This is a genomic window from Pseudalkalibacillus sp. R45 (assembly GCF_052246725.1).
GTDB lineage: Bacteria > Bacillota > Bacilli > Bacillales > Fictibacillaceae > Pseudalkalibacillus.
Window position 1 is genome coordinate 31,973 of the sequence record NZ_JBQQCL010000001.1, and the last position, 13,184, is coordinate 45,156.

The 13,184-nt window shown below is 41.0% G+C and carries 12 protein-coding genes; 3 read left to right on the plus strand and 9 right to left on the minus strand.

Going from position 1 to position 13,184, the window contains the following annotated elements; translation table 11 throughout:
* Positions 1-184 precede the first annotated feature (184 nt).
* The 4 genes from mbcS to ACTWQL_RS00185 form a co-directional block, all read right to left on the minus strand.
* A complete protein-coding gene (gene mbcS, locus ACTWQL_RS00170; RefSeq protein WP_443140437.1) occupies positions 185-1,774 on the minus strand; it encodes an acyl-CoA synthetase MbcS in 1,590 nt (529 codons plus the stop codon).
* Positions 1,775-2,132: 358 nt separating this feature from the next.
* Positions 2,133-2,324, minus strand: a complete 192-nt coding sequence (locus tag ACTWQL_RS00175; protein ID WP_221566401.1) for an alpha/beta-type small acid-soluble spore protein — start codon at positions 2,322-2,324, stop codon at positions 2,133-2,135.
* 92 nt (positions 2,325-2,416) lie between these two features.
* Positions 2,417-3,625, minus strand: a complete 1,209-nt coding sequence (gene thiI / locus ACTWQL_RS00180) for a tRNA uracil 4-sulfurtransferase ThiI (protein ID WP_443140438.1) — start codon at positions 3,623-3,625, stop codon at positions 2,417-2,419.
* Between the two features lies 1 nt (position 3,626).
* Positions 3,627-4,772, minus strand: coding sequence for a cysteine desulfurase family protein (locus ACTWQL_RS00185; RefSeq protein WP_443140439.1), 1,146 nt, complete (start codon positions 4,770-4,772; stop codon positions 3,627-3,629).
* A gap of 336 nt (positions 4,773-5,108) precedes the next feature.
* On the opposite strand from ACTWQL_RS00185, the gene brnQ reads away from it, so the two are divergent.
* Entirely contained in the window at positions 5,109-6,464 is a 1,356-nt protein-coding gene (gene brnQ, locus ACTWQL_RS00190) for a branched-chain amino acid transport system II carrier protein (RefSeq protein ID WP_443140440.1), read from the plus strand.
* Between the two features lie 57 nt (positions 6,465-6,521).
* Here the strand turns inward: brnQ and ACTWQL_RS00195 are convergent, their stop codons facing one another.
* The gene (locus ACTWQL_RS00195; protein ID WP_443140441.1) at positions 6,522-6,749 is read right to left on the minus strand and encodes a hypothetical protein; all 228 of its coding nucleotides are present in this window, start codon (positions 6,747-6,749) and stop codon (positions 6,522-6,524) included.
* Positions 6,750-7,111: 362 nt separating this feature from the next.
* The gene (gene ezrA / locus ACTWQL_RS00200) at positions 7,112-8,818 is read right to left on the minus strand and encodes a septation ring formation regulator EzrA (RefSeq protein ID WP_443140442.1); all 1,707 of its coding nucleotides are present in this window, start codon (positions 8,816-8,818) and stop codon (positions 7,112-7,114) included.
* Positions 8,819-9,030: 212 nt separating this feature from the next.
* On the opposite strand from ezrA, the gene hisJ reads away from it, so the two are divergent.
* Complete coding sequence (gene hisJ / locus ACTWQL_RS00205; protein ID WP_443140443.1) at positions 9,031-9,849, plus strand: histidinol-phosphatase HisJ; 819 nt, start codon at positions 9,031-9,033, stop codon at positions 9,847-9,849.
* 55 nt (positions 9,850-9,904) lie between these two features.
* On the opposite strand, the gene refZ is transcribed toward hisJ, so the two are convergent.
* Entirely contained in the window at positions 9,905-10,585 is a 681-nt protein-coding gene (gene refZ / locus ACTWQL_RS00210; protein ID WP_443140444.1) for a forespore capture DNA-binding protein RefZ, read from the minus strand.
* Between the two features lie 147 nt (positions 10,586-10,732).
* Here refZ and ACTWQL_RS00215 point away from each other — a divergent pair, with 147 nt between their 5' ends.
* The gene (locus ACTWQL_RS00215) at positions 10,733-11,212 is read left to right on the plus strand and encodes a GAF domain-containing protein (RefSeq protein ID WP_443141427.1); all 480 of its coding nucleotides are present in this window, start codon (positions 10,733-10,735) and stop codon (positions 11,210-11,212) included.
* On the opposite strand, the gene ACTWQL_RS00220 is transcribed toward ACTWQL_RS00215, so the two are convergent.
* On the minus strand, positions 11,144-11,410 hold the full coding sequence (locus ACTWQL_RS00220; protein ID WP_443140445.1) for a hypothetical protein: 267 nt from the start codon (positions 11,408-11,410) through the stop codon (positions 11,144-11,146). The two genes, ACTWQL_RS00215 and ACTWQL_RS00220, sit on opposite strands and share 69 nt — an antisense overlap.
* A 336-nt stretch (positions 11,411-11,746) precedes the next feature.
* A complete protein-coding gene (megL, locus tag ACTWQL_RS00225; RefSeq protein WP_443140446.1) occupies positions 11,747-12,949 on the minus strand; it encodes a methionine gamma-lyase in 1,203 nt (400 codons plus the stop codon).
* Positions 12,950-13,184: the final 235 nt, after the last annotated feature.

A 13,184-nucleotide genomic window follows, 5' to 3' on the forward strand; every position in this document is an offset into this window, starting at 1 on the left:
TTGTTTCAGCATACCTAAGATTCGATTGTAAATCCATAAATAAAGTTGGCAAAGCCAATCCTTCAGTGCAGATGAGGGCTTAATTCCTCGAAAAAGCAAAATGCGTTTCCTTCGTGCGGAGTATTGCGACCAAAACGAGCAGTTTGCCCACCTAAAAAAGGACCGGCTAATGCGGTCCTTTGTTCTAATTTACCGTTGTTTTGTTTTCTTTCATTCTCAATTCGATCCGTCGTATTTTACCAGAAGTTGTCTTCGGAAGTTCATCGACGAATTCGATCTTACGCGGATATTTGTAAGGTGCTGTCAGCTTTTTAACATGATCCTGTAGAGCTGATATCAAGTCGTCGGACGAGGCTTCTGATGGATTTTTCAACACGATAAAAGCTTTGACGACATGTCCGCGTACCTCATCAGGAGTTCCTACTACAGCGCATTCTTTGACTGATGGATGTTTGACGAGGGCGTCTTCGACTTCAAACGGTCCAATCGTATAACCAGAACTGATGATGATGTCATCGCCTCTACCCTCAAACCAGAAGTACCCATCTTCATCTTTTTTCGCTTTGTCACCCGTAAGATAATAATCCCCTCGGAATGCCATTTTTGTCCGTTCTTGATCTTTATAATATTCCTTGAAAAGTGCAGGCACATCTCGATGAACGGCAATATCTCCAACTTCGCCGACCTGAGCAGGTTGCCCTTCCTCGTTGATGATTTCGACATGGTTGCCAGGTGTAGGTTTTCCCATTGAACCAGGGCGTACTTCCATTCCTTCAACTATACCTACAAGCAACGTGTTTTCTGTCTGTCCGTATCCATCACGTACAGTCACGTTGAAATAGTTACGGAAAATATCGATGACTTCCCGGTTTAACGGTTCACCGGCAGAAACAGCACTCCGTAAGCTTGAAAGGTCATACTCCTTTAAGTTATCCACTTTCGCCATCAATCTATATTCCGTTGGTGTACAGCAAAGCACGCTGATTTGATTTTTCTCCAACAAATCTAAATATGTGTTCGGATCGAATTTTCCGTTGTAGACAAATCCAGTCGCTCCTGTACCTAGGACAGATACGAATGGACTCCAAATCCATTTCTGCCATCCTGGTCCAGCAGTGGCCCATACGATATCATTTTCTTTAATGTTCAGCCACGATGTTGCAGCGGTCCGGATATGAGCATAGGCCCATCCATGTGTATGAACGACTCCTTTAGGCTGGCCAGTCGTTCCAGAGGTATAAGAGAGGAATGCCATATCATCGCTGTTTGTAGTCGGAAGTTCTATGGATGGGTTAAAGGATCCTGCCACTTCTTCAATCGTGGACCATCCCTCAGCTTTTCCTCCAACCGTAATTTTATATTCCAAACTTTCAACAGGATCTTCAATGTCATCAATAAGTGAAGTCAATGGTTCATAAGCTAGGACCGCTTTCACTTCACCATGATTGATTCGATAGCTTAAATCTTTTGGTCTGAGCATCTCAGAACAAGGGATGACAACAAGACCTGCTTTCAAAATAGCCAGGTAAACTTTATACGTATCAATCAGACGCGGCATCATGACGAGAACACGATCACCTTTGTTCAACCCTAAAGTAAGTAAGGCTTTTGCAAGGTCATTTGCTTGATTAAATAATTCTTTGTACGTGATCTCATCTACTGCACCCTGTTCGTTGAGCCACTTGATCGCGACACGTGAAGGGTCTTTCGCATACTTTTCCATTTCTTCAGCTGCATTGTACTGTTGAGGAGCTATTAAGGTTTGATTGTTCAAAGCTGACGCCTCCTTATGTATTAATTCATCTTCTATTATACATAATTTTTGGAATATTTTCATTTTTGATTTGATTAAGGAGAGCATATTGGCTAAATCTGTTCACTTTGAGGATTAATCTGTTCACTTTTCGAGATATTCTGTTCACTTCTTAGGTTTTTCTGTTCACTCTCAAGGTAATCTGTTCACTTCACAGGTTAATCTGTTCACATTCCAATGTATTCTGTTCACTTCGCGTAAAGGTAGCAACTCCCCCTGATAAGAAGTGGATTTCGCTAAAAACAATCCGGACAACAAGAAAGGCCAGCATCAGATGCTGACCTGTTTTCCATCAGTATTATGTTGTAGAAGGTGTGTGTTACTTTTGAGGTTGTTGACCTTGAGCCATAGCAACTAGACGCTTAGTGATTTCACCACCAACAGATCCGTTAGCGCGAGCTGAAGAATCAGGACCAAGTTGTACTCCGAATTCAGAAGCAATTTCAGTCTTCATAGCGTTAAGAGCTTGTTGAGCTCCAGGTACTACTAATTTGTTTGATTGACGAGCCATGATATTCACCTCCTTTGTACCCATAGGTTACGGAGGCAGAGGCGAATTCATACTCGCTTCTAAGTGGTAAATCTTGATAAGAATATCATCGGTTAAAATAAGTCTTCGAACGCATTGTCACGGGCTTCTGTTACCTCTTTGAAGTGAACAGTTTCCGTATTGTTTACAGCTTCTTCGACTAGTGTATCGATTTCCATATATTGCTCAAATCGATTCGCTTTTTCTCGTCTTGGTTTCGTTTTCGGTGCAGATGGCAAGAACACTGTACAACAATCCTCATAAGGACGGATGGAGATATCATACGTGCCGATCTTCCTCGATATTTCCATGATTTCAATTTTATCCATTGTAATCAATGGTCTGATGATCGGAAGGTTCGTCACCTCGTTAATCGTATTCATGCTTGACAAGGTTTGACTGGCTACCTGTCCTAAACTTTCACCTGTTGCTATTGCCAGCGCATCATTTTGAGCAGCAAGTTTTTCTGTAATACGAAGCATGTAACGTCGCATGATCGTCATGCTGTAGTTATCTGGAATTTGTTTTTTAATCGCTTTTTGCACATCCGTAAATGGCACAACATGCATCTTGATTGTTCCGCCATATTTCGTAAGAACTTGTGTTAGATCCTCAACCTTTTGTCTTGCCCGATCACTTGTGAATGGAGGGCTGTGGAAGTGAACCATTTCAACACGGATACCACGTTTCATTGTCAAGTACCCTGCTACGGGACTATCGATCCCGCCAGATAACATCAACATGACTTTTCCACTGCTGCCGATCGGTAATCCCCCAGCACCAGGATAGTCGATACAACTGATATAAGTCGCTTCGGGTTTGATTTCCACTTTGATTTCTACATCTGGATGATGGACGTCCACTTTAATGTCTTCAGAATTCTTTAGTACGTATCCACCAATCAAATGGTTCAATTCCTGGGAATCATGTGGATATTGCTTGTAATTCCTTTTTGTTGAAACTTTGAACGTCTTGACAGTAGGGCCAGCTTGTCTCAAAGCCTCAAGTGCTGTTTTTTGTATAGTTTCCAATTCTAGATCGCACTTTACAGCAAGAGTCAAACCTTGGATCCCGAAAATTTCTTGTAATTTCTCCACAATCGGTTCGTGATCAGCCCCATGCAGTTCAATAACCATACGATCGAAGGCTTTTTTCACGGTAACACCTTCATATGGCTTCAACTTCCTTTTGATTGTATCCCTTAATTGATTTACAAAGTGATGTCTATTTTTCCCTTTTAATGACAATTCTCCATATTTGACGATGATGTGGTCGTAAATCATATTATTCCCTCATTACTTTCTTTAAGTTATAAATGACTTCTTGAAGGATTTGGATGAATCTTTCTCCTTCGTTACGTGTATTATCAAAGCTGAAACTTACACGGATCGCACTGCTGGCTCGTTCAAATTCATGTCCAGTCGCTTCCAATATTCTACTGACGTCAGTCGATTTGGAAGAACATGCAGATTTCGTCGAGACAAATACTTCTCTTTCTTCTAAAGCATGGATCAACACTTCTGGCTTGATACCAGGAACAGAAAAATTAATAATATGAGGTGCACTATAATCCTCTGGCGTGTTAAGGAATACGCCTTCTATCTCAGATAGCTGTTTTCGTATATAATCCTTTAATTGAACAAGGTTGTCCATCTCATTTTTTGATTTTCCCAATGTTAGACGAAGCGCTTTTGCCATTGCGATGATTCCAGGTATATTTTCTGTCCCTGCTCGATGTTTGAATTCCTGTGATCCTCCGTGAAGAAGTGGGGATAATGTCACACCGCTCCGGACATATAAGAACCCCACACCTTTTGGCCCGTGGAATTTGTGGCTCGAAAAGGAACATAAATCAATACTAGATTGTTCATACTGAATAGGAACTTTCCCTATCCCTTGAACATGATCGACATGGAAAAAGATCTTCGGATGTTCTTTCAATAACTTGCCGATATCTTGTATAGGTTGAACCGTTCCAAGTTCATTGTTTACATGCATGACAGAAACGAGAATCGTATCATCCCTGATTTCGTTTTGCAGATCTTGAACAGAGACGCAACCTTTTCGATCCACCGGTAAAAAAGTGACATCGAATCCCAACTGCTGAAGCTGCCTGAATGATTCATAACAGGAAGCATGCTCAATTTCTGTGGTAATCAAATGTTGGCCCCGTTTCTGATGACGAAGTGCTATCCCTTTGATCGCCAGGTTGTTCGCTTCCGTACCTCCAGATGTAAATACAATCTCTGAAGGATTGACACGAATAAGACCTGCGATTTGATTCCGGGCTGTACTGATCAGCTTTTCCACTTCGCCTCCTAGACGATGGATTGAAGAAGGATTGGCGAAATAGTTCTCAGCCACAGTCATATATGTCTTCATCGCTTCAGGATAAGGTTTGGTTGTGGCACTATTATCGAAATAAATCATTATTTCCTTTACCCCTTTAAAAATCATATCATTGCATCACTTAATAATATCATATCTAGATTGGATTCCAAACATGAGGATTTAATCACCGTTACTCGACATGTTTTGACAAAATTTTTAATGGCAACATCTTTTCCTAACCCAGTTCAAAATACTATTTTTAAAAGAAAACTTAAACATTCTTTAGTAAATAAGAGATGTACAAATATTTCAAATCAAAACAATCTTTCAACTTTTTACTAAAGTATCTATTTTTCGTAAAGATTATGTTAAGCTTTAACCGATTTTAGAAAACTTAATGATTTCAGTCGATAATTGTCACGGAGGTTTTACAGCATGAAATCTACAAAATCACTTTCTTTTAAGGATACATTTACGATTGGACTTATGATGTTCGCTTTATTCCTCGGGGCTGGAAATATGATATTCCCTCCTTTACTTGGTCAAACTGCAGGAACCAACGTATGGACGGCTATCTTGGGCTTTCTTATCACAGGTGTCGGTCTGCCACTTTTGGGTATTGTGGCAATTGGTCTGACAGGCGGAACATTAAGAGATCTGGCTGGTCGTGTGCACCCATCTTTTGCAATTATTTTTTCCACATTAATCTATTTAGCGATTGGTCCATTTTTCGGAATTCCGAGAACAGGCACAGTTGCATTTGAAATCGGCGCTGTTCCGTTCTTGCCTGAAACAGTCAATCCCAATGGGATGCCTTTATTCCTCTACACAGTCATCTTTTTCGGGATTACATTTTGGTTCGCTTTGAATCCGACTAAGCTTGTTGATCGGATTGGTAAAATCTTGACGCCGATACTCATCGGTGTTATTGGACTGATTGCAATAAAAGGCATCGTTAATCCTATTGGCAGTTTTTCAACTCCATCAGGTGAATATACATCGAATCCGTTATTCAACGGTTTCATCAATGGCTATTTGACGATGGATGCGATTGCAGCACTAGTCTTCGGAATTGTAGTCATCAATGCTGTAAAATCCAGAGGGGTTTCTGACAAGAAAGAAATTGCAAAAGCAACAACGAAGGCAGGAATCATTGCTGTAAGTGGACTCGCGTTAGTCTATTTGTCACTAGCCTATATCGGAGCAACGAGCAGGAATGTTCTCGGAGAAAGTGATAATGGTGGAACAATTCTTACCGGAGCAGCGGATGTGTTATTCGGTCAGTTCGGAATCGTCCTGCTAGCTGTCGCGATTACATTCGCCTGCCTAACTACATCAATTGGACTGGTGACAGCTTGTGGAGAGTATTTCAATGGAATCATGCCGAACGTTTCGTACAAACTGATTATCGGCATAATATGTGTATTCAGTGCTGCTGTCGCTAATGTCGGACTTACACAATTGATCAACATGACTTTACCAGTATTGATAGGAATCTATCCGCTTGCCATTGCGCTTGTCGTATACTCCTTCTTTCATCGGCAATTCGGTGGCTATCGCGAAGTATATATCGGTGGATTACTAGGAGCCGGGGCAGTCAGTATATTCGATTCATTGAATGAATTGAACGTGAACATTACAGCTATTACCGACATATTGAATGCATATCTACCTTTATTTGAACAAGGTGTCGGTTGGATCACACCTTCTTTAATCGGTGCAATAATCGGATACATCATCGGACGCTCAAAATCACAACTTGCAGATAGGGCAGACTTGAATAAAGCATAAATAAATGTACTTTATAAGAACCAGCCAATGGCTGGTTCTTTTTCATACGATAAAGTCTTATTGCAATACTTTCTTATAAGCTTTAATACATGGCCCTTTTCTAAAAGATTGTTGCTTTTGAGTCATTTTTAAAAAACCACCTTGTGCAAGTTGATTGGAGAGCAAGGTGCGAGACTCCTCGAAAATGAAAATCGCATTTTCTTCGTGCGATGTATCGCTGCCGAAGCTTTCCTTGTCCTGCGGGATCAGCGTGCCTACTACCTGAATAATCTCCTCGCAAGGCATGCGACGAGGAAGCTCGCTTCGACAGGACTTTCTTGTAGACGCAGGAGCACAAATGTTTCCTTGAAAAGGAGACTCCTGAGGTCGCTAGGCGACGAGTGGGCTCACCGCACGCCCCGCGGAAAGCGGGCATCCTGGAGCGAAAATCAACGCCTTTTAAAGAAAACTTGGCGAGACCAAGCCTTTTGTAGGTCGAGCCTTAGCTGCCCTTATACTGAAGAAAGTATTTAATACTTTCTTTAAGTGCAAGAGCAACAAAGTTTGCGATAACAGCATAATACATAATCGTGTCTGTGTATGTAAGGCTTATATATAAAAAAAACGGACCCGCTCCAATTTGAATGTTTGGAAAGGTCCGTTTAAACTCAATATACTTTTTCAAGCTCTTGTTGATAATTGTCTTCAAGATCTCTAATGATTTGAGGATCCACAGTCTGAAGGGCTTCTGCAGCATGTTCCATGGCTTCTTCATAATCATAGGTACGGAACGATTGTTCAGCCTCGGAAAGCTTAACAGCAACTGCTACATACTGTCTGCGATAACGGTTTCCGTGTTGGATCAACCGCTCTGCCCAAATCGCTCGATCTATCAGTTTATACGTTTTAGCATGTACCTCATCAATGGCTTCTTCGGCTTCAATCAACCTATGAAGAACTTCAGCCATTTGCAATGGTTTATCATTCAGCTTCATTGAAACGGTTTGTAATTTGGTTTCAGCATCATGAAGTGACCCATAATACTGCTCGGGTAAGCCCGGTAAATTATTACGATGGATTTCCTTTTTAGCATCAATCAGTTTTTTCCGGAACTCATGGATTTTTTCCACAGCTTCCAATTCATCTTTACGAAGATTTTGCAGCTTTTCTTGATAGATCTCTGTCATTTCCCGAAGATCCTCAAGTTGTTTTGTTACACTTTCGAGCATCTCTTTCAGTGATGTATAGGACTGGTTATTTTCATCAACAGAATGAAAAATCACCCCGACTCTTTTTTCCAATTTCTCAAATGATGTTTCCAGGCGTTCTTGGAGATCGATGTTTTCTTGTTCGATCTGATAACTTAATCGAACCACATTCGTCTCTTCTTTCATCTTGTTGATTTCTGTCCCAAGTTCCTCGACATCAGCTTGTACTTGTTTGCCATCTGTCATCACATATTGCTTTGCTAGAACTTCTGCTTCAAGACGATCATACAGTTCTTCGATTTTCTTATTCATTTGAGCAATCTCTTCCTGAGCATCCTCTATATCGACGTCATTCACTTTTTCTGTGACGATCTGATAAGCATAATCGATGACTTCAAGTTCTTTTTCAACACCGAGCTGCTCGACACGGAATCCCTGATCTGACATTTCCTTCAGGCCGTCTTTCAACTGTTTAATCGTTTCAGGAATCTCAGACTGCAGTTGATACAACAACTCTGGCACGACTTCTAATTCATATTTCAAGCGACGAATCTTTTCATCAAGCTGAATGATGTAGGTACGTGCTGCAATGTGATTTCCATTTTCAGTCTCTTCATCATAACTAGTGAAATCTGCCGAAATATTCTCCAGTCGCTTTTCAAATGTCTCAACCAATGGACCAAGTGCTCGATAATGGGTGAGCAGATGCTTCCTTAATTCTTTATAACTCTCTTTAAGCTCACCGATTTCTTTTCGGTTCAATTCTTCACTTTCAACGAAATCATTGATTTCAGATGAAATCTCATCTATCTTCTCTTCTATACTGAAAAGTGATTTCCTGGTGTCACTCAGAATGCCTCTTGCCTTTTTGAATCGATATTTATCCGCGGCATCTTCAGCATCGAATAGATTCTCTTCAAGTCTAGGAAGTTGGACGGTAACGATGTCGTCCCATTCTTCACGCCAAACCTCGAATTTCTTTTCGGTTTCCCCAATCATCTCTAATGCTTTCACTTTCGCGATCTCATCAGACAAAGGCTTATTCATGATATTGACTTTCTGTGTTTCCAGGTGATCGATTTGATCATAAATTTTCTTTCGAGTGTATGTACCGATTGTTATAAATACTGAAACCAACACGATCAGTGCTATAAAAATATATATCACAGGGACCATCCTTTCTTCCCTTTTTCAATTATGTATATTAGACTTATATAAATATCGACATATTTGTGCGTTTATCGCCAAATTTCACTCAGATTCGGCGTTCATCGTAACTCCTATAATACCATGTATGCTACTTTTATAACTACATTTTTTCGAAAATTTGATAAAAAATTGCTTTTTTCTTACAAAAGTACCAATTCAGGAGGGTGATCATGAATATTTTTGACGGTCATATCCATACACCATACTGCCCGCATGGCACTAAAGACACGTTCAATCAGTACATCGAACGTGCAATTGAACTTGGATACAAGGGTATGACATTCACTGAACATGCCCCCTTGCCATCAGGATTCAGTGACCCTACCCCAGATCAAGACAGCTGTATGCAGCTTAATAAGCTTGAAAATTACATTAAAGATCTTTCTCAGCTAAAAAAAGAATATAAGAATGATATCCGTATTAAGACCGGACTAGAGATTGATTACATTGAAGGGTTCGAAAGAGAAACCGCCTCATTTTTAGATCATTATGGTCCTTACTTAGATGATTCGATCCTGTCTGTCCATTTCTTAAAAACAAAAAACGGGTATCATTGCATGGATTTCAGCCCGGAAGTTTACGGTAAGCTACTAGAAGAAACAGGCTCCATCCTCAATTTGTACTCACTCTATTACGATACATTGAAAGAATCAGTTAAAGCCGAATTAGGTGCATATAAACCAAAACGAATCGGACATATCAGTCTAGTTATGAAGTTTCAAAAAAAATATCCGAACGACGCTATCTATAAGAAGGAAATCATAGAAACGCTCGATTTGATTTCAGAAGAAAAATTGCAGTTAGACTATAATGGTTCGGGTGTAAATAAACCTTTATGTCGGGAACCTTATCCCCCAGATTGGATTATTTCAGAAGCCTTGAAAAGAAATATCCCTCTTGTTTATGGCTCAGATGCACATCGAGCTAAGGAACTGGGACAAGGCCTAGATAAATTGCAGAAAGAAGCACCGCTGTCACATCCTAGTTAAGAGGCTGAAGCGGTGCTTTAATTTATTTAAATGTTTCATCATAAATGGAGCAAAATCAGCCTGCTCCGATACTTGAATTTGTTAATTTTTCTCTATCTTTTCCTGAAATCGATTCAGAATCATATTGGATACACAACGAATCATTCACCCAATCTTGTAGAGCACTTGAATATTTGGATGTGAAATAGCGATCGTTCACCGAGAACTGGTAGATTTCCCTAACATATTGTGGGTATAAAAAGGGCATGAACAGCATGCTTCTCAACTGCATCGTCACCATGTTTTTCGAACACGGCTTGAACTCCTTCTGTTTCACACCTTGTTCAAGGATCGTAGTCAAGTAGAATTTTTCCTTCATGAGATAGGTAGTCATGATCTCACGGACGAGTGTGGTATCGATGCTGATCTCACGATGAACAAGCCTTGCAGCCTGTGATCGGCCTTGTTGATAAATAATGACCTCTTCAATCAAACGGATCAGGCATGTCCGTGCAGAATCCTTTTCCAGTCTTTCATAAGCGTCTTGCAATACATGAAGATACCCTTCCAGGAATGACGACATCAAAAATTCAAGCAATCCTCTTTTTCCACCAAAATAGTAGGAGATGAGAGAGACATTCACTCCAGCTTTTTTGGCAATATCACGAACAGAAGTCCCGGCATAACCATTGTTATTAAATAGGGCTGCGGCTGATTCTGCGACTTTTTCTTTGGTGATGGATAACGCCTTCTTCATGGCAAATCACCTCAATATACGAGCATTACTAACACCTTTCTTCTTTTACTATAGAAATCCTTTGAAAATCCCTCGACATATGAGGTGAATGTTTCTACAAATTCTGATATGATAAGACTAATTTCTTAGGATTGTGAGGGAATGCTCGTGTTTCACGTCGAATCATACGCGGGAAATCGTGAAGATAATTATGAATTACTGAACAAACAATTGAAAGCATTATTGGAAGGTGAAACAAATCAAATCGCAAACCTTGCAAATGCCTCAGCACTATTAAATCAATTTCTTACCGAAGTCAATTGGGTCGGGTTCTATCTATTGGATGATGACGAGCTAGTGTTAGGACCGTTCCAGGGGTTACCTGCCTGTGTCCGAATTCCTGTCGGAAGAGGAGTTTGTGGAAATGCTGTAAAAGAAAACAAGACGATGCTTGTTGATGATGTTCATCAATTCCCTGGACACATTGCCTGCGATGCAGCTTCAAGGTCCGAAATCGTCGTACCGATTGTCAAAGACGAAAAAGTGATTGGTGTTCTCGATATTGATAGTCCTGTCACATCACGTTTTGATGAAATTGACAAAAAGCACCTTGAACAATATGTGCAAACATTGAGAGAATATCTTTAAACTAGGATCTTTTCTAAAAGATAGTTGCTTTTGAGTCATTTTCAAAAACTCACCTTGTGCAAGTTGATTGGAGAGCAGGGTGCGAGACTCCTCGAAAATGAAAATCGCATTTTCTTCGTGCGATGTAACGCTGCCGAAGCTTTCCTTGTCCTGCGGGATCAGCGTGCCTACTACCTGAATAATCTCCTCGCAAGGCATGCGACGAGGAAGCTCGCTTCGACAGGACTTTCTTGTAGACGCAGGAGCACAAATGCTTCCTTGAAAAGGAGACTCCTGAGGTCGCAAGGCGACGAGTGGGCTCACCCCACGCCCGCGGAAAGCGAGCATCCTGGAGCGGAAATCTACGACTTTTAAAGAATACTTGGCGAGACCAAGCCTTTTGTAGGTCGAGCCTTAGTTGCCCTTATACTGAAGAAAGTATTTTATACTTTCTTTAAGTGCAAGAGCAACAAAGTTTGCGAAAACAGCATTAAACTAAAAATCATCGTATACATGAACGAGGCTACGCGGATGGCAGCCTCGTTTTTTATACAATTATACGGTTTCTGATTTTCTGATATGACTTTGCAATGCTTGCTCAAGATCTTCCCAAATATCTTCTTTTGCTTCTAATCCAACAGACAATCGGATCAAGTTATCAGTGATACCCATACGCTCTCTCGCTTCATGCGGGACGACTGCATGGGTCATCGTAGCCGGATGCTGGATCAACGTTTCTGCATCACCAAGGCTTACTGCGATTTTCAATAGCTTCATGGAATTGATGAAATTCTGTGCGTCCTTTCTATTGCCTTTTATCTTAAAAGAAATCAAGCCGCCTGAACGATCCATTTGTCTTTGTGCGATCGGATAATCAATAAATTCAGGATCCCCTGGAAAATAGACGGATTCGACTGCAGGATGTTCCTTTAATTTCTCTGCGATATACATCGCATTATCGCAATGTCGGTCCATTCGGACAGGCAGCGTTTTCAATCCACGCAGCAATAGCCATGCATCAAAAGGTGACATGATACCCCCAATATCCTTTTGAGTAGTTGCTGCGATTAGATCGACTGTTTCCCTATCACCGACAACGAGTCCTGCTACGACATCACCATGACCGCCGATATATTTCGTCGCACTATGAATCACGATATGAGACCCAAGTTCAAGCGGCCTTTGCAGGTACGGAGTGCAGAATGTATTGTCGACAACAACCTTGATATTATACTTAGCCGCAATCTTTCCGACCATTTCTAGGTCAACTAGAGCCATTGTCGGATTGATCGGGGTTTCTAAGAATATGATTTTCGTATTGGGTTGGATGTGGGCTTTGATCACATCTGGGTCTGACATCGCAATCAGATTGTGTTCCACATTATACTTCTCTTTGAGCATTTGAAGGAGCCCGAACGTACACCCATATACACCCTGGGAGCATAAGATATGGTCATCTGATTTCGTCAACCCCATAAGGACTGCAGACACAGCTGCCATCCCAGAGCCAAAGGCCAATCCCTTCTCTCCCCCCTCTAAAACAGCAATACGCTCCTCCAGCATTTTTACCGTCGGATTACCGAGTCTTGAATAGATATAACCTTCTTGTTCCCCAGCAAACCTCTGCTCTCCGGTTTCTGCATTCGGAAATACGAATGTGGAAGTAGGGAAAATCGGAGGTGCCAATGCTCCATGATGCTGATCAGATGAATACCCTGAATGGATGACTTTTGTTTCGAACTTGCTATCTTTCCTCACTCTTGAACACTCCTTTTCTCTATATGTACATGTAAGCGCTTTCTATTCATATCGTATCACAATCCATTGTCATTTTGTGTTAAATTATTTTAGACCGATGCGGAAGCTCTGAGGGGCTTAAGGGAGGTACTTTTGGATAGGATATAAATGATCTTAAGATGTTGATTTCTTCGTAATATACTCCCTTTCCATGGGCGAACCGCTAGCCTCCTCACGCAGGAGTGTCTTAAAGGTG